This window comes from Metabacillus kandeliae (assembly GCF_021166585.1).
Classification (GTDB): Bacteria; Bacillota; Bacilli; order Bacillales; family Bacillaceae; genus Metabacillus_B; species Metabacillus_B kandeliae.
On the sequence record NZ_JAJOZE010000004.1, the window covers coordinates 154,202 to 178,559 of the forward strand.

Annotated in this window: 18 protein-coding genes, 1 pseudogene and 1 riboswitch; of the genes and pseudogenes, 11 read left to right on the plus strand and 8 right to left on the minus strand. The window is 44.8% G+C overall.

What is annotated here, in order from left to right; genetic code table 11:
• Positions 1 to 50: 50 nt before the first annotated feature.
• The 3 genes from LRR81_RS11760 (at position 51) to LRR81_RS11770 (ending at position 3,484) form a co-directional block, all read left to right on the plus strand.
• A complete protein-coding gene (locus LRR81_RS11760) occupies positions 51 to 1,334 on the plus strand; it encodes a carbohydrate ABC transporter permease (protein WP_231789732.1) in 1,284 nt (427 codons plus the stop codon).
• Between the two features lies 1 nt (position 1,335).
• Positions 1,336 to 2,178: a sugar ABC transporter permease gene (locus LRR81_RS11765; protein WP_231789570.1), complete on the plus strand. Its 843-nt coding sequence runs from the start codon at positions 1,336 to 1,338 to the stop codon at positions 2,176 to 2,178.
• A 265-nt stretch (positions 2,179 to 2,443) separates the two neighbouring features.
• The gene (locus LRR81_RS11770; protein ID WP_231789733.1) at positions 2,444 to 3,484 is read left to right on the plus strand and encodes a LacI family DNA-binding transcriptional regulator; all 1,041 of its coding nucleotides are present in this window, start codon (positions 2,444 to 2,446) and stop codon (positions 3,482 to 3,484) included.
• Between the two features lie 46 nt (positions 3,485 to 3,530).
• Here the strand turns inward: LRR81_RS11770 and gvpT are convergent, their stop codons facing one another.
• The 5 genes and pseudogenes from gvpT to LRR81_RS11795 form a co-directional block, all read right to left on the minus strand.
• Entirely contained in the window at positions 3,531 to 5,075 is a 1,545-nt protein-coding gene (gvpT, locus tag LRR81_RS11775) for a GvpT/GvpP family gas vesicle accessory protein (RefSeq protein ID WP_231789571.1), read from the minus strand.
• Positions 5,076 to 5,135: 60 nt separating this feature from the next.
• A pseudogene (locus LRR81_RS11780) lies at positions 5,136 to 5,450 on the minus strand (general stress protein); the annotation flags it as partial.
• Positions 5,451 to 5,715: 265 nt separating this feature from the next.
• Positions 5,716 to 6,585 carry an SDR family oxidoreductase gene (locus LRR81_RS11785; protein ID WP_231789573.1) on the minus strand — a complete coding sequence of 290 codons (870 nt, stop codon included), beginning with the start codon at positions 6,583 to 6,585 and terminating at the stop codon, positions 5,716 to 5,718.
• A gap of 485 nt (positions 6,586 to 7,070) precedes the next feature.
• A complete protein-coding gene (metH, locus tag LRR81_RS11790; RefSeq protein WP_231789574.1) occupies positions 7,071 to 10,490 on the minus strand; it encodes a methionine synthase in 3,420 nt (1,139 codons plus the stop codon).
• Positions 10,474 to 12,333 (minus strand): bifunctional homocysteine S-methyltransferase/methylenetetrahydrofolate reductase, encoded by a 1,860-nt coding sequence (locus LRR81_RS11795; protein ID WP_231789575.1) that lies wholly within the window; start codon positions 12,331 to 12,333, stop codon positions 10,474 to 10,476. The genes metH and LRR81_RS11795 overlap by 17 nt, the downstream gene beginning before the upstream one ends.
• Positions 12,334 to 12,421: 88 nt before the next feature.
• A riboswitch (SAM riboswitch) is annotated at positions 12,422 to 12,619 on the minus strand.
• 222 nt (positions 12,620 to 12,841) lie between these two features.
• Between LRR81_RS11795 and LRR81_RS11800 the strand changes: the two genes are divergently transcribed.
• Positions 12,842 to 14,233 (plus strand): DUF2252 family protein, encoded by a 1,392-nt coding sequence (locus LRR81_RS11800; RefSeq protein WP_231789576.1) that lies wholly within the window; start codon positions 12,842 to 12,844, stop codon positions 14,231 to 14,233.
• A 71-nt stretch (positions 14,234 to 14,304) separates the two neighbouring features.
• Here LRR81_RS11800 and LRR81_RS11805 read toward each other — a convergent pair whose 3' ends face one another.
• Complete coding sequence (locus LRR81_RS11805; RefSeq protein ID WP_231789577.1) at positions 14,305 to 14,796, minus strand: YajQ family cyclic di-GMP-binding protein; 492 nt, start codon at positions 14,794 to 14,796, stop codon at positions 14,305 to 14,307.
• Positions 14,797 to 14,897: 101 nt separating this feature from the next.
• Here LRR81_RS11805 and LRR81_RS11810 point away from each other — a divergent pair, with 101 nt between their 5' ends.
• The 6 genes from LRR81_RS11810 to LRR81_RS11835 all read left to right on the plus strand — a co-directional run bounded on the left by LRR81_RS11810 (position 14,898) and on the right by LRR81_RS11835 (position 21,815).
• A complete protein-coding gene (locus LRR81_RS11810; RefSeq protein ID WP_231789578.1) occupies positions 14,898 to 15,758 on the plus strand; it encodes a CvfB family protein in 861 nt (286 codons plus the stop codon).
• A 118-nt stretch (positions 15,759 to 15,876) separates the two neighbouring features.
• Positions 15,877 to 16,416, plus strand: a complete 540-nt coding sequence (locus LRR81_RS11815) for a hypothetical protein (protein WP_231789579.1) — start codon at positions 15,877 to 15,879, stop codon at positions 16,414 to 16,416.
• Complete coding sequence (locus LRR81_RS11820) at positions 16,413 to 17,936, plus strand: flotillin family protein (protein WP_231789580.1); 1,524 nt, start codon at positions 16,413 to 16,415, stop codon at positions 17,934 to 17,936. The genes LRR81_RS11815 and LRR81_RS11820 overlap by 4 nt, the downstream gene beginning before the upstream one ends.
• Positions 17,937 to 18,087: 151 nt before the next feature.
• Positions 18,088 to 19,068: a BMP family lipoprotein gene (locus tag LRR81_RS11825; RefSeq protein ID WP_231789581.1), complete on the plus strand. Its 981-nt coding sequence runs from the start codon at positions 18,088 to 18,090 to the stop codon at positions 19,066 to 19,068.
• On the plus strand, positions 19,065 to 20,714 hold the full coding sequence (locus LRR81_RS11830) for a methyl-accepting chemotaxis protein (RefSeq protein ID WP_231789582.1): 1,650 nt from the start codon (positions 19,065 to 19,067) through the stop codon (positions 20,712 to 20,714). Before LRR81_RS11825 ends, LRR81_RS11830 begins: the two co-directional genes overlap by 4 nt.
• A gap of 120 nt (positions 20,715 to 20,834) precedes the next feature.
• Positions 20,835 to 21,815 (plus strand): hypothetical protein, encoded by a 981-nt coding sequence (locus tag LRR81_RS11835; RefSeq protein ID WP_231789583.1) that lies wholly within the window; start codon positions 20,835 to 20,837, stop codon positions 21,813 to 21,815.
• A 378-nt stretch (positions 21,816 to 22,193) separates the two neighbouring features.
• Here LRR81_RS11835 and LRR81_RS11840 read toward each other — a convergent pair whose 3' ends face one another.
• Positions 22,194 to 22,325, minus strand: coding sequence for a DUF3941 domain-containing protein (locus LRR81_RS11840; protein WP_231789584.1), 132 nt, complete (start codon positions 22,323 to 22,325; stop codon positions 22,194 to 22,196).
• A gap of 55 nt (positions 22,326 to 22,380) precedes the next feature.
• Positions 22,381 to 23,244, minus strand: coding sequence for a DegV family protein (locus LRR81_RS11845; RefSeq protein WP_231789585.1), 864 nt, complete (start codon positions 23,242 to 23,244; stop codon positions 22,381 to 22,383).
• Positions 23,245 to 23,514: 270 nt separating this feature from the next.
• Between LRR81_RS11845 and LRR81_RS11850 the strand changes: the two genes are divergently transcribed.
• Positions 23,515 to 24,357 carry a YitT family protein gene (locus LRR81_RS11850; RefSeq protein ID WP_231789586.1) on the plus strand — a complete coding sequence of 281 codons (843 nt, stop codon included), beginning with the start codon at positions 23,515 to 23,517 and terminating at the stop codon, positions 24,355 to 24,357.
• Position 24,358: the final 1 nt, after the last annotated feature.

Sequence of the window (24,358 nt, forward strand, 5' to 3'; positions counted from 1 at the left end):
GGGGACATGACGATATGAGCAATCTTGCTTATCACCCTAAAACTGACGAAATGAACCAATTTGAATACCATTCCAACCACAGGAAGGTTGCAGCAGCCCTTTCCATCATTCCGGGAGTCGGCCAGCTGTATAACAAGCAATTTTTAAAAGGGGTCCTCTTTTTAATTTTCACTGCAGCTTTTCTGAGAGTGTTCTGGGATATGCTGGACATGGGACTGTGGGGGATTATCACCCTTGGGACAGAGGTTCCGCGCGACCACTCCGTTTTTCTTCTCATTCAGGGAATCCTATCTGTAATCGTTCTCATATTCGGATTGCTGTTCTTTCTCTTTAATTTAAGAGATGCCTATAAAAACGGCGAAAAGCGCGATTTGGGCTTGGAATTAAGCAGTGTGAAGGAGCAGTACCGAAACTTAATTGATAATGGTTTTCCATATTTAATCATGTCACCTGGGTTCTTACTCTTGATCTTTGTGGTTATTTTCCCGATTATTTTCGTGATCTCCCTGTCATTTACGAACTATGACCTTTACCATTCACCGCCTGCGAAGCTGGTTGACTGGGTAGGGATTCAGAACTTTATTGATATTTTTAAAATCGATATTTGGCGTCAGACGTTCTTTGGTGTATTGGCCTGGACGATTGTCTGGACTGTAGGAGCTACAACATTGCAGGTAGCTGTGGGGATTTTCCTTGCCATTCTTGTAAACCAGAAGGATCTTAAAGGAAAAGCGATCATCAGAACGGTGTTCATTTTGCCTTGGGCAGTGCCATCATTTGTATCGATCTTAATTTTTGCCGGAATGTTTAATGAATCATTTGGAGCGATCAACAATCAGATCCTGCATGCCTTCGGTATTCCGCCGCAGGACTGGATGACAAATCCGATGTTTTCAAGGCTTGCCCTGATCATGATTCAGTCCTGGCTCGGTTTTCCGTTTATTTTTGCTATGACAACAGGTGTGCTTCAGTCTATTCCGGATGAACTTTATGAAGCAGCAACCGTTGACGGTGCATCAACTTGGCAGAAATTCAAAAAAATTACGCTGCCGCTCGTTCTTTTCTCAACCGCTCCAATCATCATTACGCAGTATGCCTTTAACTTTAACAACTTTAACGTTATTTACTTGTTTAACGGCGGCGGGCCGGCGATTCAGGGCCAGAGTGCAGGAGGGACAGATATCCTGATTTCCTGGATCTACAGGCTGACGATGAAGAACGCGCAATACTCAAAAGCTGCAGCTATTACAATGATGCTGTCCTTAGTCATCATCATTATTGCCGTCTGGCAGTTTAAACGCACAAAATCATTCCAGGAAGAGGATATGATCTGATATGAATACTAAACAGCATAAAATATTCCGCCTGACACTTTCCTATATCATCATTTTAATTGTGTTTGCGATCATCCTGTATCCGGTTGCCTGGATTATAGGTTCATCACTTAATCCCGGCCAGAGTTTGTCCGGTTCAAGCATTATTCCGAAAAATGCAACGCTTGCCCATTATCAATTCCTTTTTGATACGTCAAAAAGCAATTACTTGATCTGGTACTGGAACTCTATGAAAATCAGTGTTGCCACAATGGTGCTCACAGTGATTCTCGTGTCATTAACAGCTTATTCCTTCTCAAGATACCGTTTTGTCGGAAGAAAAAACGGTTTGATGACATTGCTTGTCCTTCAGATGATTCCGAACTTTGCTGCATTGATTGCCATTTATGTACTTGCCTTTATGACAGGTCTGCTTGATACACATCTTGGTTTAATCCTCATTTATGTGGGCGGCCAGATTCCGATGAATACGTATTTGATGAAGGGGTATTTAGATACAATTCCTAAGGAGCTGGATGAATCAGCAAGAATAGACGGTGCAGGACATTTAAGGATTTTCCTGCAGATTGTCATGCCGCTTGCAAAACCGATCATAGCGGTTGTAGCGCTGTTTTCTTTCATCGCGCCGTTGGCCGATTTTATCATCGCCAGTGCGCTGCTTCGTACAGAATCTAACTACACACTTGCGGTCGGCTTGTATGACATGGTTGCAAAGCAGTTCGGCAATGAGTTTACAACGTTTGCAGCAGGAGCAACCTTGATCGCTGTACCGATTGCGATTTTATTCTTCTCCTTCCAGCGCTACTTTGTTTCCGGATTAACAGCCGGCGGAACAAAAGGCTGACGCAAGAGCAGAAGGTAATAAGAGGAGGGAGTGGAGCTGGGCATGCGTAAGAATAGCGTATATGCTCTGACCTGCTCCTTCTTTTTTAACATTTGCTGCTGCCGGGAAAACAATCGATGTAAGTTGACGGATGTACTGGAAAGTAAGAAGATGAACAGAAAAGGATGCTAAGGAAATACGGTAATGAACAAAGATAACTAACGGGATGGAAACCATATGATGACTAAAAGAAAAAACCAAAGATGCTGTCAGGAAAGGATGTGGGATTATGGCAACAATTAAAGATGTGGCTAAGATGGCTAAAGTGGCTCCATCAACTGTTTCACGGGTAATTGCAAATAATCCACGCATTAGTGAGAGAACAAAGGAAAGAGTAAGGGAAGCCATGCAAGAGCTTGGGTATCATCCGAACTTCATCGCACGCAGCCTTGCCAATCAATCCACACAGGCGATCGGAATCATTATGCCAAGCTCGGCAGACAAATCCTTTCAAAATCCTTTCTTTCCAGAAGTGATCAGAGGGATCAGCAAAGGAGCCCACCAAAAGCAATATGCCCTTCACATGGCAACAGGCGAAACAGAGGAAGAAATATTTGAAGGTGTCGTGCAAATGGTGGAGGGGAAGCAGGTTGATGGGATTATCCTGCTGTATTCAAGAGTAGACGATCAATTAACCAATTTTTTAATTGAAAAGCAATTTCCGTTTGTCATTGTCGGGAAGCCGTTTAAGCATGTGGAAGAAATTACGCATGTGGATAATGATAATTACAGAGCTTCAAAGGAAGTAACAGAGCACTTGATCGAACTTGGCCACGAAAGAATTGCTTTCGTCGGAGGAAACTTGAACTTTGTTGTAACCATTGACAGGCTCTTAGGCTATGAAAAAGCCATCAATGTAGCCGGTCTGCCATACAAGGACGATTACATCATCCATGAGGAATTTCAGGAAGAGGGCGGGAAGGAAGCGGTTCTCGAGCTTTTTTCTCTGAAGGAACCGCCAACAGCTTTGGTTGTGGCAGATGACTTAATGGCTGTCGGTGTGCTGAACACGCTTCATGAAATGGGCATTCAGGTGCCGGCTGATGTTTCAGTGGTTTCGTTTAACAATATTATGCTTGCTGAGCTGTCAAGGCCGCCGCTGACATCGGTTGACATTCACATTGTCCAGCTTGGCTATGAAGCAGCCAAAAATATGATCCAGATGATAGAAAACCCTTCTGAACCGATTAAGAGGATCATTATTCCTCATACACTTGTGAAAAGGCAAACATGCCATTTGAAGAAAGAAGATAAAAAAAGAGCGTAACAAAAATCCCCTGCAGCCTGCAGGGGATTTTTTAATGAATCATTGCTTAAGACGCAGAGGTTGAGTCATTACTCGTCAATACGGTTTTCACGCGGTCAGAATCACTGTCAGACTCCTGTGAAAGCTTTTTATCATCTTTGGAGGCAGATTCATTCTGCTGATCCCGGGCATCCTCGGAAGCTTCTTCATTGCTTTCCTGTTCGCTGTCCTCAGATTGATCCTGCTCAGCAGAACTTGCCGCCGGTTTGTCTGTTTCGTCCTTCTCATCTGCATTTTCTTCAGACTGCTTGGATTCAGCATCATCGTTTTCAGCGTCTTCTTCTTCATCTTCCTGATTGTCATTTGAAGGCTGTTCTTGACTGTCATTTTCTTGCTGAGCATCTGTATTTTTTTCTTGCCCGCTGTTTTCGGAATCGTTCTTTTGATCGTCTTCTTCTTTTTCATTAGATGGGGATTCTTCCTCTTCATTGTCATCTTGTTCCTGAAGGTTTGCAGAAGAACTCTCTTGATCGTCTTCTTCATTTGAAGGAGTGTCTTCCTCATCGCTGTCAGCCTGATCCTGAGGGTTTTCAGTCGAATTCTTATGGTCGTCTTCTTCATTTGAAGGAGTGTCTTCCTCATTGCTGTCAGCCTGATCCTGAGGGTTTTCAGTCGAATTCTTATGATCGTCTTCTTCATTTGAAGGAGTATCTTCCTCATCGCTGTCTACCTGATCATGAGGGTTTTCAGAAGAACTCTTTTGATCGTTTTCATCATCTGAAGAAGTGTCTTCATCATCACTGTCTGCCTGATTCTGAGGGTTTTCTGTTGAACCCTTTTGATCATTTTCATCTTTTGAAGAAGCTTCATCATCACTGTTTTCAGACTGGCTGGTTTCGGCGTCTTCCTGTCCGCCGTCTTCTTGATTTTGAGGGCTCACGGAAGAGTTCACCTGGTCGCTGTCCTCATTTTCATTTGAAAAATTTTCTTGTTTTTTGCTGTTTTCTTGTTCGCTTTGACTATTTGTATCCTTTTCTTCGCTGTTGTTATTTTGATTGGAGTCTTTCTCATCCTGATCACTGCTGCTGTTCTGTTCTTCTTCCTGATTTTGTTCGTTTTCTGCTTTTTCTTTGCCAGTGTATTCTTCTTCTTCCTCGTCTTCATCTTCTTCAAATTGCTGCGCGCCAGAAGAGGAGCTGCCGGCACTGCTGAGTTTGCCTTCAATCTCTTTGAGCTGCTGCTGAAGCATTTCTTTTTCTTCATTCAGCTTGCTGATGTCCTGGCTTTGGTCTGCATTCTTTTCCTGCTGCTGTTCTGAACTCATTTCCGTTTCATCCTTATCTTCAGGAAGTTTATTTTTTCCGGTTAATTTGCCTAGCGTTTTTTCGACTGCTTGTTTGCCAGCGTCCTTTGGGTTGAAACTTTTTGCTATTTTTTCAAAGCTGCCGCCTTTATTCTTCATAAACTCTTTTCCCATCATGGAAAGAATTTTTTTGCTTTTTTCAGGGTTTGCCGCGTATCCGATCGCGGCGCCGAGGATGCTGCCTGACACGGTCCGTTTGATCGTTCCGCCTTTCACAAGGTTTTTGACGAGCTTTACTTTGTTGACCATTAGGGCTGTGCCTCCTTTTTCATTGCGTGTCCAAAAGAAAAGGTCTTTCTAAAAAGACCTTTAAAAAGTAACGGGATCCTCCTGTGTAACAATGAGCAGCACTTTACCTTTGTCCAGCTCATCCTCAAGCTGTTCTGCTTTTTTGGTTTCAAACCCGATTTTCTCCATTTTTCTAACAAGCTTGTCATCCTTGCTTCGGAAAATGTTTTTAGTAGCCGTTCCGAGCCCTGTTACTTTTACACCAACTTTATTGGCATCATTATCTTTTCTTGACCGTCTCACATGATCATTGTCGTGCGCCAGAATGTAAATATCCTCATCACGCACTCCGTCTTTTTTTATTTTATCAATTGCTTCTTTCAGCGTTTCATCATTATGAAATAATTTAAATTAGGGTCCATTTGAATCCCCTCCTTGAAGAATGAATTCCCGAATCGGTAGAAGATAAACCTATATGCACCTTTTGGTACAAAGAGGAAATTTTATGGGGAAATGGCTTGTGGGGGCAATGGGGCCTTCTTCAGCGGTGTTATTTTTCCTTTTATGGAAAGTTAGAGTGCACAATGCAGTGTTTGCAGCAGGCTGTACATTTTAAAAACAATAAAAAAATCCCCCTGTAAAAAGGGGGACGATCTGGTTGTTATCCGTTAATGACTTTACCGCCGTTAATATGAAGCACTTGGCCTGTGACATAGGAAGAATCATCAGAAGCAAGGTACACATAACCAGGAGCTAGCTCCTCCGGCTGGCCTGGACGGCCAAGCGGTGTGTCCTTTCCGAAGCTTTCAACCTGATCCGCGTCAAAAGTGGAAGGGATAAGCGGAGTCCAGATTGGACCCGGTGCCACACCGTTAACTCGGATTCCCTGACTGGCGACTGATCCTGAGAGCGCTCTTGTAAAGGAGGTGATAGCGCCTTTTGTGGAAGAGTAGTCGATCAGCATCGGATTGCCCTCATAGGCCGTAATAGATGTTGTGTTAATAATGGATGCACCCTTTTTCAGGTGAGGCATCAGTGCTTTTGTTAAATAGAACATGGAAAAAATATTGGTGCGGAATGTTTTTTCAAGCTGTTCATTTGTAATATCTGTGAAGTTCTTTTGCGGATGCTGCTCTGCCGCATTGTTAACAAGCACATCCACCTTGCCGAATTTGTTGATTGTTTCGGAGACAACCTGCTCTGCGAAAGAAGAGTCACCAAGGTCGCCGGCCATCAAGAAGCACTGTTTGCCTTCTTGCTCAATCAGCCGCTTTGTTTCATTTGCATCATCATGCTCATTTAAGTAGATAACGGCAACGTCTGCACCTTCTTTGGCAAAATAAATGGATACGGCTCTGCCAATTCCGCTGTCGCCGCCTGTTACGATGGCAACCTTCCCATCGAGCTTGCCGCTTCCTTTATAGGAGGAACGGACGGTTTCCGGTTCAGGGTTCATTTTGGATTCCTGACCAGGCTGGGTTTCCTGGTGCTGGCGGGGCGGATGTTGGATATACTCTTCATTTTTACTCATCGATATCTCTCCCGTTCTGATTAGATTTTCCATTTTGTGAACAATTAGAGTTTTCCCTGAGCTGAAAAAGTAAAACCCGCGAATGGCATAAAAATGCCTGCAGATTCATCTGCAGGCATTTTTTAACATAATATATACGTTCTTTTAAATTTGGCTGTTGATTTCCGTTGCAGGCGTCCGCTTTCCGGGGGCAGTGCGGGAGCCTCCTCGTCGTTTCACTCCTGCGGAGTCTTCCGTCACTTGCACTCCCGCAGGAGTCTCCCGCCTGGAACGTAGATCAACAGGTGTTAAAAATCAATCTTCTTCTTTTAATTATTCAAAATACAAGAAAAAATTTCACCTAATTTGCACGATTATTATAACCGGGCTCTATTGCGCTGCTAAATTCTTTAGTCGCTGCACAAAAATCCAAAAAGTCAAAACCGGACTTTTCGGGTTTTTCCGAAAGCAGCTGTCGGGGCTGAACAGGCGCTTCCGCTTTTCTGCTAACTCATTACATTAAAATATTTAGCATCAGGATGCGATACGACTATAGCTGAAACAGAGGCTTCCGGTTCCATCATGTAGCCTTCTGTCAGCTGGATGCCGATTGTTTCCGGCTGCAGCAGCCGGAAGAGCTTTGCCTGGTCCTCAAGATCCGGACAGGCAGGGTAGCCGAATGAGTAGCGCTGGCCCTGATATTTGGCCGCAAACCGCTGATCCATTGTAAAGTCAGGCGAATCGGGGAAACCCCATTTGTCGCGGATCAGCTGATGGGTTCTTTCGGCAAGCCCTTCTGCGAGTTCCAAGGCAAGAGCCTGAACAGCGTGGCTTTTTAAATAGTCTCCTCTTTCCTTGAATTCACTGGCAATATCTCTTATTCCGCATCCCGCTGTGACGGTAAAAAAGGCAACGTGATCCTGTTCCTTGCTGCTTTCTCTTACATAATCCGAAATGCAGCGGTATGGAAGCTTCGGCTGGCGCGGAAAGGTAAAGGTTTCAAGCTCTATCGCTCTGTCAGCAGACAGCACATGAAGCTTTTCATTTTCGCTGAAAGCAGGGAAGAATTGATAAAGAGCACTCGGCTTAAACCAGCCTTTTGCCGCGCCTTCCTCAATCAGCTCCTGAATGATTTCGTACAGTGCCAAAGCCTTTTCATTTTTCTCCTGCAGCATTTTGTAAATTTTCCCTTTCAAGCCAAGATGGTGGCCGAGCAGCATCTGCCAGTTCACGTAAGGGAGGATTTGCTTCAGATCAATGTTTTTTAGAATATGCCTTTCACAGTCCTCAGGTATATATACAGGAGATTCCTTGATTACTGCTCTTTTTTCCAGCAGCTCTACAGCTCCTCCGCCTCCTGAAGAGAGAGGGGCACGATCAATTGCTGCTGTCACTGGCTTTTTAACAAATTGCCCTGGATCCTGGCGGAGCCTGTTGGCAAGGGAAAGACCGTCCATGGCATCCTTGGCGTAAAGAACAGCGCCGCTGTATTCGGGAGAAATTTTGTTATCGGTAAATTTTCTTGAAAGGGCAGCACCCCCGACCATAATGGGAACAGCAATCTCTGACTGTGAGAGATCCTGTGCTGTAACGACCATTTGCTGGGCTGATTTTACAAGCAGTCCGGATAAGCCGATAATATCTGGCTTTTCTTTTCTGACCGCCTCAATAATAGCCTGAGGGGTTACTTTGATGCCGAGATCCACTACACGGAAGCCATTGTTGCTTAAAATGATTTCCACCAGGTTTTTGCCGATATCATGAACATCGCCTTTTACGGTCGCAAGCAGAATTTTGCCTTTGCCGCTGTCGTCCTTTTTCTCCATATGGGGTTCAAGGAAAGAGACGGCTGTTTTCATGACCTCTGCGCTTTGCAGCACCTCAGCGACTATGAGCTGGTTCGTATTGAATAGAGCGCCGACCTCTGCCATGCCATCCATAAGCGGGCCGTTGATGATATCAAGCGGATCTGAGTATTTTTCAAGGGCGGTCTCAAGATCTTCAATCAGCCCCTGTTTTGTTCCTTCCACGATGTAAAGGGCAAGCCGTTCTTCAAGGGAAAGGTTCTGCACAGCGACTTTGTTTTCTTTTTTCTTTTCGCGGTAAAAATTTGTAAAATCAGCAAGTGTCTGATCATCTGTTTTAAACAGGAGATCGTCGGCAAGCTTAATTTCATCTTGTGGAATGCTCGCATACCGTTCCAGCTTTTCTGTATTCACAATGGCATAATCAAGGCCCGCTTTCGTACAGTGATACAAATAAACAGCATTCAGCACCTCGCGCCCGACCGGCGGAAGGCCGAAGGAAACATTGCTCACACCAAGAATGGTTAAGCAGGAGGGAAGATGCTCTTTAATGAGCTGAATGCCTCTCACCGTTTCATTTGCAGAGCCGATGTACTGCTGATCACCGGTTCCGACAGGAAAAACGAGCGGATCAAAAATCAGATCAGAAGACTTAAGGCCATATTGATTCACAAGCAGATCATGTGAGCGGACAGCGATTTCAAGCTTTTTCTCGGCGGAGAGCGCCATTCCGTCCTCATCAATCGTCCCGACAACGAGAGCCGCTCCGTACTTTTTCACAAGCGGCACAATCGCTTGGAAGCGTTCTTCGCCGTCCTCAAGGTTGATCGAATTTATGATGGCTTTCCCCTGTGAATGCTTGAGAGCTGTCTCGACTACTGCTTCATCTGTAGAATCGATCACAAACGGAGCTTTGATTTTTTTGGCAAGCTCTGTGATAAAAGCTTCCATATCTTCATTTTCTTCGCTGTCAGGATCTGCTAAGCAAATATCGATCACATGGGCGCCGTTTTTCACCTGCTGTCTGGCAATTTCCGCAGCTTCTTCAAATTTTCTCTCTGCGATCAGACGCTTGAATTTCCGCGATCCAATCACGTTTGTTCTTTCCCCGACAAAAAGCGGGCGCATGCTGTCGTCATAAACGAGAGGCTCAATGCCTGATACTTTATGGGTTGTTTCGAGATTGGAGGGTTTCCGCGGGGGAAGCCCTTTTACAGCTTCAGCCAGCGCTTTTATATGCTCTGGTGTTGTTCCGCAGCAGCCGCCGATGATATTCAGCCAGCCTTTTTCAGCAAACCCCTTCATCTTTAAGGCGAGGGACTGCGGGGACTCATGATAATTTCCTTCTTCATCAGGAAGGCCTGCGTTTGGATAGCAGCTGACAGCTGTGTCCGCAAGCTCTGAAAGAGAGCGGATGTGATCTGTCATAAATTCAGGACCTGTTGCACAGTTCAGTCCTACAGAGAACGGCTTCATATGCTCAAGCGAAATATAGAAAGAATCGATCGTTTGGCCGGCAAGAGTGGTTCCCATTGGCTCAATTGTTCCGGAGACCATCAGCGGCAATTCTTTGCCTGTTTGCTCGAAGGCCTGCTTGATGCCGATAAAGCCTGCTTTTACATTCAGCATGTCCTGGCTTGTTTCCAGCAGCAGGAGGTCAGCACCGCCGTCAATAAGCCCTCTCGCCTGCTCGGAGTAGGAAGCAGTCAGCTCTTCAAAGGTCGTTCCGCCTGTGACAGACAAGGTTTTTGTTGTCGGTCCCATGGAGCCTGCGACAAACCGCGGCCATTCCGGAGTGGAAGCTGCTTCAGCGGCCTTTTTGGCCAGTCTTGCTGATTCCGCGTTCAGTTCATAAGCTAAATGTCCAAGCTCGTATTCATCAAGCACGAGCTTAGTAGCACCGAATGTATTGGTTTCAATAACATCAGCATCTGATTCCAAATAAGTTTGATGGATGCGGAAAATTGTTTCCGGAGAGGTCAGCGTTAAGTATTCATTGCAGCCTTCATACTCCTCGCCGCCAAAATCCTCTGCCGTAAGATTGGCAGATTGAATCATCGTGCCCATCGCTCCGTCAAGAACGAGGATTTTTTTTGCTAATTGGTCATGGATGCTGGACATTTAAAAACTTCCTTTCTGAACGGAGCTTTTCTTTTTCTGCCATATAGCGGCTCAGTTCCACCGTTAATTCGTATTGCAGAAAAGGGGTAATTAAATAGATGCCGTTAAATAAATCAAAAGCTGCGTCAATGAGGGTGCGGGCAATAGCAAGTCCTTCTTCTTTAGCGAGAGCCTTGTCAGAGCCTGCCATCCTCATTTTTTCGCGTATCTCATCAGACAGCTTCATGCCGGGAATTTCGTTATGAATAAATTCAGCATTGCGGCTGCTCGTGAGCGGCATGATGCCGATATAAACCGGTACAGGTAAATGCTTAACAGCCTCATGCACTTCAATAAGCTGGCTGACAGAGAAGATCGGCTGGGAAATGAAATAATCCGCTCCGCATGAAATTTTTTTCTCCAGGCGCTCAACTGCTTTATGAAGATACTTCACATTCGGGTTAAAGGCCGCGGCAACGGAAAAGTTTGTTTTTTCACCGAGCGGCTTGCCTGAATAGGAAAGACCTTCGTTAAACTGTTTAATCAAGCTGATCAGATCAAAGGCAGACAGGTCGTAAACAGAAGTGGCGCCTGGAAAGTCGCCGATCTTGGATGGATCTCCTGTAACGGCAAGCACATCGGAAAACCCGAGAGTGTGAAGACCCATGAGATGCGATTGAAGGCCGATCAGGTTTCTGTCTCTGCAAGTAATATGAACAAGTGAGCGGGCACCGACTTTTTCTTTAATCAATGATGCTGCAGCCACGTTTGAAATTCTCGGGGATGCAAGTGAATTATCAGCGAGAGTCAATGCATCTATTCCTGTTTCATGAAGAGCTTTTGCGCCGCGCAGGAATTTATCAAGTCCAAGCGTTTTCGGCGGATCCAGTTCAACAATAACAGATCGTCTGTTTTTGGCTATTTCTTCAAGAGGAGGGCCGGTTCTTCCGCTTATTCCCTCAATATTAATGGTCTCTGTTTTAGGCCGGATTACTTTCTCTGTAACAGGAGCAAGATTTTTCAATGCTTCAGCCATGGCCGCAATATGCTTTGGCGTTGTGCCGCAGCACCCGCCGATCAGCCTTGCTCCCTGATCTCTCAGCTTAACGGCGCTTTCGGCAAAATAGCCTTCATCTGAATCATACACAAGCCTCCCGTCAACAAGGCCCGGCAGACTCCCATTCGGATAGCAGGAAAGAAAGGCTTTTTTCGGAAGCGGCACTTCCTCCAAAGAAGAAATCATATGATACGGGCCAAGGCGGCAATTCAAACCTGTTACATCTGCTCCTAAGTCTTCTAAAATGGTAAGCCCTTTGCTTAATGGGGTGCCGTCCTGCAGAACCCCTGTTTCATGGAGAGAAACATTGGCAATGATCGGAAGGGCTGTCTCCTTGCGGGCAATTTCCAGAACCGCTCTTATTTCTTCAAAATCGTAATAGGTTTCAAGAAGAAGCCCGTCAATCCCTTCATTCAGGAGAACGTAGAGCTGCTCCCTGAAATTTCTCTTCAGTTCATCGAGAGAATAAGAGCTTTTTTTAAAGGTCCTCACACCGCCGACTGTTCCCATAACATACACTTGATTTCCAGCCGCATTCTTAGCGTGTCGGACAGCGCTCGCGTTAATCTGGCGAATGTCATCTTCAAGCCCGTAGTGCGAGAGTTTAATATAGTTCGCACCATACGTATTTGTCTGAATGACGTTTGCCCCTGCACCAATATAGGCATCGTGAATTCCCTTTATTTGTTCCGGCTCGGATAAATTCAGCTCTTCAAAACATCGGTCAACACCATATGAATACAAGAGGGTGCCCATAGCACCGTCTCCAATCAGGATTCTGTTCTGCAAGTCTTCTAAAAAGCCCATCCTGTTTCCTCCGTTTCTGATTTGATCAGCAGTTGGTTTTAAAAATAAAAAGCCTTCTATAAGAAGAAGGCTTTATGTTCAGAGCTTCTTCTTATCTATCAAGCAATTATGCCTGCTGGAGTTAGCACCTTGGCACGCGTTGGTTTAACATGCGGCGGGTGAAAAGACCGAAAAACAAACTTGCTTGCTTTGCCGTCTTTTCATCCTGGATGCATAGTAAAACACCTGCGTAATACCGGTTGCTGAAGCTTCATCGGGCCAGTCCCTCAGCTTCTCTTGATAAGAAAATATGAAATTATTAAATCATGCCAATGAACAGCATATGTTTCTTTTGAAAGATTGATTGTTTCTAATTTACCTAACTTTCCGAAAACATTCAAGGGGGGATTTCAAACAATGATCATCTTAGCAGGCACATATTTATCTTATTCTTTACATTCGCTTCATGTTTTGGAAAAAAACAACCGGTATAGTAGAGGGTGACCAATTGAATAGAGGAGGAAACATCTTGAAATTGAAAGCATCCTTACTTACAGCGCTCACCATTGCCTTTGTTCCTTTATCCTTTGCTGCGGCAGCTGATCAGTCAGCTTCCCGGGAATCGTATCTGAAGAATGAAATTTCTGATGAGAATGCTTTTATGCCAGCTCCATCACTTCGAGAAGAGAAGTATACGGCTATGGAGGAGTCCCCTTTTGCTTTTTACAGGGCAACCAATCCTTTGTATTACCAGGATCTTTCAAAAGGGGTCATTCCTGTTCCTAGTAATTGGAAAACAGCTCCGAACATCCAAACTTTTCTACAGGGAGATGCCCACGCGGAAAATTTAGGCTTTTTCGATAATAATAACGGAGAGGTTGTTTTTGACCTGAATGATTTTGATGAATCATATAAGGGACCGTTCTATTGGGATCTCATCAGGTTTTCATCCAGTATTTTTCTAATGGCTGATGAAGCCAAAAACCTCAGTTTATCAGCTCAGGATAAAGAAAACTTAGTATCATCCTTTTTAGATACATACCAATCAACCATTGAAAGTGTGAATGGAAACAGCAGCGAAGACTCCATCCAGCTGGATGAAGGTTATTTAAAGAGCGGGTTTGTTCAGGATGAATTAAGACACGCCAAGTCATCTGACAGCCTTGCAAAGCTTTTGTCCAAATGGACCGTTGTTTCAAACGGAATGAGAACCTTTAATTGGTCAAACAGTAACCTGGCCCCTGCTGATTCAGTGAAAAGCGCGATCACCGCCAGCTGGCCATCTTATATTCAAAGTCTTGGAAGCTTTGGCCAGTCAATGCCATCCGGCTACTTTCAAATAAAGGATGCAGCCAAAAGGCTTCACTCCGGGCTCGGAAGTCTTGGAACAGACAAGTACTATGTCCTGATTGAAGGGAAAACCGATTCTCAGGATGATGATGTTCTTCTTCAAGTAAAGGAGCAGCGTCTGCCTTCCATGTTTAAAGAAGGAAGCTTGTCTTCTTCCCAGTATCAGGACTGGTTCCCAGCACATGCCGAACGCTCAAGAACAGCTGCAAAGGCGCTTGGGATCAAAACAGACAATCACCTTGGAACCATTTCATTCAGCGGAAAATCATTTCGGGTTGAAAGGATTTCACCATACAAGGAAGGAATCAGTGCAGATGATTTCAATAGCCGCAGTGATATGGAAGACTTTGTTAAATACTCTGCAACGGCATTTGCACTAGCGCATGCCAGGTCCGATAAGGATTATAATGCAGCGTATGTTCCATATAACTATGAGCAGGGCTTCCTGGATGCAGTCGCTGCATTGCCAAAAGTGAAAACAACCATTCTGACGCTGAGTGAAAATTATGCAGCACAGGTAAAAGCTGATTATCAAATGTATTTGGACTTGAGAAATAACGGAGAGCTTTAAACAAGAAAAGCGGAAGGGTCAGTGAAACAGAAAAAGCGGAACGATCAGATATCTGATGCTCCGCTTTTTATTTACCTAAAATTAATAAACTGTACATCAATTGGAAGATCTGCCTGGCGGATGGCCGCAATAATCTGCTGCAATTCATCTTTGCTTTTTCCTGTCACACGGACTTGATCGTCCTGAACCTGAGTTTTAACCTTCAAGCCGGTATTTTTTATAATGGCGTTTACTTTTTTCGCATTATCTTTATCAATTCCCTGCACGAGCTTGCCGCGCTGCCGGACCGTTCCGCCTGAAGCGTTTTCGCTTTTTGAGTATTGAATATTTTTTGTCGGCACGCCGCGCTTAATCAGCTTGCTGACAAGAACATCCTTCAGCTGTTCCATTTTATAATCATCATCTGATACAAGCACAAGTTCTTCTTTTTCAAGCTTGATGTCGCTTTTGCTGCCTTTAAAGTCATAGCGGGTCTGGATTTCTTTCATTGCTGTTGTAATTGCATTGGTGACTTCAGGAAGTTCAATTTTGGATACAATATCAAAGGAGCTTTCTTTTGCCATAAGGATTCATCCTCCAAACATTTCACTTATAGCTTGATTATAGTAGAATATAACAGGCTAAACAACTTGTAAGAGCAAGTGAAAGGAACGGTGACAAACTATTGAGACCTGGAACATATGAAACATTAACAGCAGATGAACGGGTAGAATTCGGATTTTTTTTAACAGACGGAGAAACAAGAGTGCTTTTGCATGACAGTGAGATAACTGAAGAAGTTGAGACAGGGGATGAGGTAGAGGTTTTTCTTTTCCTTGATTTCAATGACAGGCTTGCAGCAACTATGAAAAAGCCGATGATCCATGAAGGTGAGTACGAGTGGCTTGAGGTAGTAGACGTTGTAGAATCGATGGGGGCTTTTGTCAATATCGGGCTATCAAAAGATGCGCTTGCGGCAAATGATATTCTGCCTGAGGACCATGAGGTTTGGCCTGAAGCGGGAGACAAGCTGTATTGCACACTTAGAATCACAAATAACGGAAGATTCTTTGCCCGTCCGGCACCGGAAGAGATTGTGACAGAGAAAGCAATTCCTGCTGCGAGGGAAGTGTTTAATAAAAACGTTTCCGGCCACGTATACAGAAGCATTCCTGCAGGTTCTTTCATTTTGACAATTGAAGGCTATAAAGGATTTATCCACCATACACAGGTTCAAAGAGTGCCAAGGCTCGGCGAGTTTGTAACAGGACGGGTTATTGATGTAAAAGAAGACGGCTCTCTGAACGTATCTCTCTTGCCCCGCATTCATGAAGCGCAGGGCGGAGACGCGGAAAAAATCTTTGAATATATGGAATCACGGGGCGGAGCGATGCCTTACGGCGACAAAAGCGACCCTGAGGACATTAAAGAAAGATTCGGCATGAGCAAAGGCGCCTTTAAACGCGGCCTTGGCTACTTGATGAAGGAGAAGAAGGTCTATCAGGAGGATGGATGGACTTATAAAACAAAATTAAAAGAAGATTGATAAAAACCCCGGCTGATGAGCCGGGGTTTTTTCTATGTTGATTAAGGAAATAAATTGAAATTATAGAATTTTTCTGGGATAATAATGGTAGGAAGGAAAGTATTGGAAGGGGGATATTATGCTTATTTTCGGAGTTCCAATACAGCAAATTTACCTATATGTCATAGGCATTGCCGGCATTTTAACCTTGTTTACATTATTTTTTGGAGATGCAATAAGCGGAGCCTTTGATGCAGATGGGTTCAGCGCAGTGCTTATTTTTTCCTTTTTTACTTTTCTCGGGGCGATTGGCTTTGCTATGGAGCAGACAACTGAACTGAACAGTGTCCTCATTCTTCTTCTTTCTGCTCTTTCTGCCCTGCTGCTGGATCTTGTTCTGAAAATCTTTGTACTTGTTCCGCTTTCCCGTGCAGAAGAGTCGCTTGTTTACACAGAACAGTCGCTGAATGGAAGAATCGGGAAAGTCATTACCGCTATTCCGGAGGATGGGTATGGAGAGGTACTGCTGGAAAGCACGAGCGGCGTGATTTCAAAATCGGCCCGCAGCCTGACGAATGAAGGAATTAAAGAGGGAGCCGTTATTCTTGTTATAGAAGCAGAAAAAGGCAGTTTAACGGTGAAAGAATATGAACCATTATTTAAGGGGGAAATCAAATGATGATGACATGGATTGCAATCGGTGTTGCTGTATGTATCGTGCTGGCTGCTGTAGCTGTTTTTATTTCCAAATATAAAACAGCAGGGCCTGATGAAGCATTAATCGTTACAGGAAGCTATTTGGGCGGGAAAAATGTACATAAAGACGATTCCGGAAACAAAATTAAAATTATCAGAGGCGGAGGAGCTTTCATTTTCCCTGTATTTCAGCAGGCGCATCCGCTAAGCCTTCTTTCAAGCAAGCTTGATGTTACAACGCCTGAAGTATACACAGAACAAGGGGTCCCTGTTATGGCGGATGGAACAGCCATTATTAAAATCGGCGGGTCTGTCGAAGAGATTGCAACAGCTGCCGAGCAATTTTTAGGAAAAGCGAAGCAAGACCGTGAAGCTGAGGCAAGGGAAGTGCTGGAAGGGCATCTGAGATCGATTCTCGGCTCGATGACAGTGGAGGAAATTTATAAAAACCGCGAAAAATTTTCACAGGAAGTCCAGCGTGTCGCTTCACAGGATTTGGCGAAAATGGGCTTGATCATTGTTTCGTTTACAATAAAAGACGTGCGTGACAAAAACGGCTATTTGGAATCCTTAGGTAAGCCGAGAATTGCCCAGGTTAAAAGAGATGCTGACATTGCCATGGCTGAAGCGGATAAAGAAACAAGAATCAAGCGGGCTGAAGCAGATAAAGATGCGAAGCGCTATGAACTGGAAAGAGCAACAGAAGTAGCAGAATCTGAAAAAATCAATCAGCTGAACATGGCGGAGTACCGGCGCGAACAGGACATTGCCAAAGCCAGGGCCGATCAGGCATATGACCTCGAAACTGCGCGTGCGAAGCAGGAAGTAACAGAGCAGGAAATGCAGGTGAAAATCATCGAGCGGCAAAAGCAGATTGAATTGGAAGAAAAAGAAATACTCCGCAGAGAGCGCCAGTATGACTCTGAGGTAAAGAAGAAAGCTGATGCTGACAGATATTCCGTTGAGCAGGCAGCGGCCGCAGGAAAAGCGAGGCAAATCGCTGAAACGGAAGCGGAAAGATACCGGGTGGAAGCGATGGCGAAAGCCGAAGCAGAGCGCGTCCGCATGGATGGTCTTGCAAAAGCAGAAGCGGAGCGGGCAAAAGGGGAAACAGAGGCAGAAGTCACAAGAATGAAAGGACTTGCTGAAGCAGAAGCAAAGCGGAAAATCGCAGAAGCATTCGAGGAGTTTGGGCAGGCAGCGATTATGGATATGGTGCTGAAAATGCTTCCTGAATACGCAAAACAAGTGGCAAGCCCGCTTTCCAACATCGATAAAATTACAGTTGTTGATACTGGAAGCGACTCAGCGAATGGTGGAGCAAACCGCGTCACCTCTTATGCAACCAATTTAATGTCGACGATGCAGGAATCCCTGAAGGCAGCATCAGGACTTGATGTGAAAGAATTGCTGGAGAATTTCTCCGGGAGAGCATCACTTCAGCGGGACATCAGCCTGTCTGATAGGAAAAGTTCTGAAATAGCCGCTGGAAAAGAAGAATAAGCATGTAAAAAGCGCCGCATTCCGGCGCTTTTTTCTTTATACCGCTTTGAATTTTCCTCTTTGACCAAAAATATTATGTCCCTTTCATAAATAAAAACCTGAAACCAGCCGATAAACAAAAGGTGAACAATATTCAGAGGAGAGAAGACATATGAAGCAGCTTCAAAGTGTTGCAGCTATAATGCTGGTTTTCATACTGCTTGCGGGATGCGCAAGCCAGCAGCCTGCCAGCATACTGGATACAAAGCCGAAAATCGGTATCATGCTGTCAGATGCAGGGCTCGGTGACCAATCATTCAGCGACTCGGCTTTTAAAGGACTGGAAAAGGCGAGAAATGAAGGGAAAATCTTTTTTGATTACAGGGAGCTGAAAGATGCGGGCACCTATGAAAAAGGCCTGACAGACCTTGTTGAAAGCGGCAATGATCTGATTATTGCCCTCGGTTTCATGGAGCAGGAGGACTTGGAAAAGGTCGCTAAAAAATACTCAAACAAAAAATTCATTTTAATAGATGCGGTGTCAGAACTGAAAAACGTCACCTCCATCACCTTTAAAGAAAACCAAGGCTCCTTTCTGGCAGGAGTTGCTGCTGCTTTGGTAACAAAAACCAATACAATCGGTTTTATCGGCGGAGATGATGTTCCGCTCATCCATAAATTTGCCGATGGCTTTGAACATGGCATAAAGGCTGTGAACCCTGCCATCAAAATCAATAAGCAATACGCCGGCAATTTCGGTGATGACAAGCTTGGAGCAGATCTTGCAGAAAAGATGATCAAAGATAGGGCTGATGTGATTTACGCAGCGGCAGGGTTTACAGGTGTAGGAGCCTTGAAAAAAGCACAGGAAAATCACGTGTACGCCATAGGTGTTGACACAGACCAATATTTTTATGCAGAAAAGGCTGTTTTCACCTCAATGGTGAAAAATGTAGATAGCGCTATTTATGACGTCATCAAGAATTTTGCGGATACAGGCAAGCTTCCTGAAGGCCATATTGAACTGGGGCTTGATAAAGATGGAGTTGGACTTGCACCAATCCGAATCATTGAGCTGTCTCCAGAACAAAAAAGAATCATTGAGCAATGGACCGGAAAAGTGAAAAACGGGGAAGCGGAGGCAGGCCAATGACCATTCGAAAAAGACTGTGGCTGAATTCATTAGGCTTGCTGATTTTAGCAGCAGTCCTCATTTCTTACATCATTTATAACATGGTGACCATTCAATCATCCAACCAGGATTATGTCCCGATTTTAATGAGCGTGCAAAAAACAGATGCTGACATGAACGCTGTGCAGCAGAGCCTGGATAACTTTTCTGTCACAATGACCGACAGCGGAGCAGATGAAGCGCTGAAGGGAATACAGCTGCTGAATGCAGATATGAAAAAAACTCAGCAGCTGCTTGCTGGAAAGAACATTCTTCCCATAGAAAAAGCTGCGAAGAAGTATAATGGTTGGAAGCTTGACGCTGAAAAAGCCGTAAAGGACAAGGACGGACCTGCAGTAAAGAGGGAATCCTCCCGCGTAAAAGGCATTCAAAATGATATTTATGAGCTTCAGCTTCTTGTGAATGCTTACTACAAAACACTGGAAAAAGATCTGCAGAACCAGATCAAATTTGTCATATCATCAGCATTAGCGGGGCTGATCGTCCTCCTTATCATTACCGGATTCATGTCCTACAGGCTGACAAATAAAATTACCCGGCCGCTCAAAGCCCTTTCCAACAATGCAGGCGAAATTGCCAAAGGAAATTTGGCTGTAGAGCCGGCAGTCATTAAAAGCAAGGATGAACTCGGCGCTTTAAGCGAGTCATTCACACAGATGACAGATCAGCTGAAAGGCCTCCTGTTTTCCATTGACAGTGTGAGCAAAGAGGTGGAAGGCTTTACTATCGGGCTGGAAGGGGAAAACAAGGCCCTGACAGAAATCAGCAACCAGGTTGCCGTTTCAACAGAAGAATTATCAGCAGGCTCCCAGTCCATTTCGATGGAGCTTCAGGACGCTGTTGCTCTCATCGAACAAATGGACAAGGATTTCAGCATCAATGTCGAACGGTCAGAGCGGCTCTCAGACCATGGGCTCCAGGCGAAACAGGCGGTTGAAAACGGCCAGTCTGCCATGGAGGAGCAGCAAAAGCTGATTATGGAGAATATGGAAACAAGCAGGCTGATTGATCATTCAACGAAAATTTTTGTGCATCAAACCGGGAAAATTGAGGATATGGCGAAAACTGTCTCTGCGATCGCAGACCAGACGAACCTGCTTGCCCTGAATGCAGCCATTGAAGCGGCAAGGGCCGGTGAAGCAGGCAAAGGCTTCGCAGTAGTGGCAGAAGAGGTCAGAAAGCTTGCAGAGCAGTCCAACGTGGCAACAAACCATATTTTTGAAACAGTCGCACAAATCAAAAAAGGAATTTCAGAAGTATCTGCTGCCGTTGACAAAGGCGTCGGCATTGCAGAGAGCCAGCAGTCATCAATGGAAATGACAAACCACTCGTTCCAAAACATCGAACAAAAAATGAACCAAATTTCGCAAGAACTGGATTACCTGCTGAAGGGCATCTATGCCTCTAAAGAAATCGGCGGCAAGGTGCTGCAAAACGCCGAAAGCATCAGCGCTGTTGTCGAGCAATCTGCAGCAGGAAGCGAAGAAATTACCGCTTCCACAAACGAGCAGCTGCTCGCCTTTGAAAAAGTATCAAACAAAGTGACAGAGCTGCGCAATTTGACAGATGACCTTAATAAAACAGTAGGGCTATTCAAACTTTCCTGATCGTTCAAGCTGTCTCCTTTAAAACTGGGAGACAGCTTTTTTTCTTTCCGGCTTGTTTTCGCTTTATTTGGGTATAGTGAAAAAGGAACTGTAAGTCAGTCATCTAGAGGTGAAAACACAATGCTGCTGCTGAAATTTATCGGAGGCATGTTATCAAAATTATTAAGCAAGCTGTTCAGCTTTGCCACATTCAGCTTTTTGGGGAGAGTTCCATCTAAGGACGACTCTAAAATCAGCTTCATCGGCGTCCTATCCTTTTATTGGCTGCTGCTTTGCTTTTCACTGGCGTATCCCCAGGCGCTCAGCCATATCATCCTGTTTGCACCGAAAGACCCGGCAGCAGTCAGAGTCATAACCCTGTTTCTGCTGGTTCTGGTTCCGCTCATGACAGGCTGGACGACAACGAAAGTCAGCAACTATGATTCCGAAAAAAGGCCTTTATGGAAACAGCTTCTTTATGGATATCCCTATACTGTGATCCTAGGGTTCCTCGTAGTCGGACTGATCATCACAGTCCCGCTCGTCAAAGCCCGTGCTTTTCTGCTGCTGTACTACCTGGATACCATCAAAATCATGATTCACAAAGGCAATTATGATGAGGCAATTAAGGAAATCCGCTCTATCCTGAAAAATCACAGCATCGAAAGCCATGGCGTTAATCCCAATAAAATTCTTTGGCTGCAGTTCATCGCATTGATTTGGGTAGAAGGGGAAATCTTTCACCATAGGATGTCAAAGGAAATGAAAGTAATAAAAGGAAAGCATGACGGAAAGGACTTTCAAATTCTTCTGCATGCCACAGATATTGCCATAACCGGAAAACGGGAAATTGCCACAAAGCTCAGAGCGATTCTTGCTGAAAACCTCTCTGAGAAGAATATGTATTTTTCCTGGGATGAAAAAGGCCATAAGATAGAAGATACGATCCAGGACTATAAAAAAAAGCTTGAAAACGGCGAGTCCATTGAAGGAAAATCCATTGCAGAGCTTGTGGAAAACCTTCGGGACATTGGTTTGTCACAGGAGGAATGGAGTGCGATCCGAAAGCAGATTTATAAGCTGGAGGTTTTGAATGGAGGAGAGGGGGGTTCTGTGGAGTGAAGGGGGTTAGGGTCTCTGTCCCCTTTTTAACTAGGCGCCTGTCCCCCGTTCCACTAAAGAAATAAAGACCTGGCACTTTCTTCGTGAACCGCTGATGCAGCCGAGTTTTCAAGAGCTAGTACCTGTCCTGTAATCAAGTACAGCGAAGGGGGACAGGTGCAGTCATGCTGACACCTGTCCCCCCGCTATGCTAAAGAAATAAAGGCCTGGAACCTGGTTTGGAAAGGCTTGTGCAGAAAGGGCTGAAAGTACCAGCTCTCTGTCCCTTTATACTTTAACGGAACGGGGGCCAGGTCACTGGCTAGAAAGGGGACAGGGACTGCTGTTTTCAACAAATAACAAGACCCCTGCCCCCCCTTAAAAAGTGCTCAACCACTCCTACAAATGATCATTCTCCTTGGAAAACTGATCAGCACCGCGCTTGCGGTTTTTTTCTGCTTCCATGTTTTTCTCGTGGCGCTTGGCGTTGTTGTCTTGTGCTTTTTTATCGTTATCACTTGTGTGCGGCATAAAAAAAGCCCCTTTCAGGATGATGTACCTTTAAGGTACCCTGAGGGGGCGGGCTTCATTCTGTTTCAGCTTCGCTGGAGAAAAATACGGCAATGGTTCCTGGGCCGGAGTGCGAGCCGACTGCAGCGCCGATTGTGTTAATGAGCACTTGTTTCGGCTGAAAGGCTTCTTCGATCATTGCTTTTACCTCTTGAGCTGTTTCTTCAGCATCGCCATGGCTGATGGCAACGGTTTGGGTGCTGATTCCGTTTCCGCGTTCATTCATAAGTTCAATGATGCGGCGGTATACCTTTTTTTTGCCGCGGATTTTTTCGCGGGGAATCAGTTTTCCGTTTTCCACGTCAAGGAGGGGCTTGATGTTTAATAGTCCTCCAAGGAAGGCAGAGGCTTTGCTGACCCGTCCGCCTTTGGCAAGGAAATCGAGGTCATCAACTGTGAATAAGTGTTCAATGTTTTGGCAAAAAGCAGAGATTGCCTGTTCCAGCTCCGGCAGCGGAGTTCCTTTTTTAGCGAGCTCGGATGCTTTTACGACAGCAAGACCGTAGCCCATTGAAGCTCCTTTTGAATCAATGATGGAAAGTTTAAAACCGGGGTATTCTTCTTTCACTTCATTTGCGACCATCACTGATGTCTGATAGGTGCCGGACAGTTCAGAGGAAAAGGCTACATACAGGCTTGGCGTGCCTGATTTAGCAAGCTCTGTAAAAATTTCCTTCATTTTGAGCGGTGATGCCTGCGAAGTTTTCGGAGTTTGGCCTTCTTTAATGGCGGCATAAACTTCTTTCGGCTGGATGCCGACTAGATCTTCATAGTTTTGGCCGTTTAGTTCTACTCCGAGCGGAATGAGCGTCACATTTTCCTCTTTAAAAAAGGATAGTGGCAAATCACATGCACTGTCTGCTAAAATATGAACGTTCATGGCTACACCTCTTTCTTTCTTTCTTTTTTTACGTAAATAGGCTGCTGAAAACATGCTTTTACGGCTGTTTAAAACAGGGTAATGAAAATAGGGTCATTCCCCGAAAATATGTATGCTGCATTACCGTCAGGCGATAAGAAAACAATATGTATAAATGCTGAAAAATGCCGGTAAAGCAGACAGGGCATGATTACCAATTCTATCATGAAATGAGTAAAAAACAATCATTCCAGTATTTGAAAAAATAATCAGACAAGGAGGCAGGCGTTTATGGCCAGACAAGAAGGAGTAAGAATGGCGATCGTTATTTTCGGGGCACTCCTGAATGCGATCGCACTGAATCTGTTTTTAATTCCCGCCAATGTATATGCAAGCGGGTTTACAGGAATAGCGCAGCTCGTGTCGGATATTCTGAGCGAGTACACGTCGATTCGAATTTCTACAGGAATTTTGCTGCTTGCCTTAAACATCCCAGTATTTGTTATCGGCTGGAGGATGGTAGGCAAGGCTTTTACGGTGTACAGCATTGTCAGCGTTGCAGCGACAACCGTATTTTTAGGGTTTATTCCGCTGCATGAGCTGTCAAAGGATATTCTTCTGAATGCTGTTTTTGGAGGAGTTATTGCAGCTGTCGGCGTCGGGCTGACATTGAAATTCGGGGCTTCCACGGGCGGGATGGATATTGTGGCCATGATTCTTTCCCGGTTAAAGGACAAGCCGGTCGGGACTTATTTCTTTTCTTTAAATGCTTTGATTATTTTCACAGCAGGAATGCTGTATGGATGGGAGAAAGCGTTATACACACTAGTAACTTTATACGTTTCTACACGGGTGATTGATGCCATTCATACGCGCTATGAGAAACTGACTGCCATGATTGTGACGAAAAAGAGCGAAGAGATGAGACAGGCTATTCATGCCAAGCTTGTCAGGGGCATTACCAATGTTCCGGCAAAAGGGGCATTCAGCAATGAAAACAGAGACATGATGATCATGGTCATTACGAGATATGAGCTTTATGATCTGGAAAAAATCATAAAGGAGATTGATCCGCAGGCATTCACAAACATAGTGGAAACAGCCGCTATTTACGGATCATTTAGAAAAAATTGAT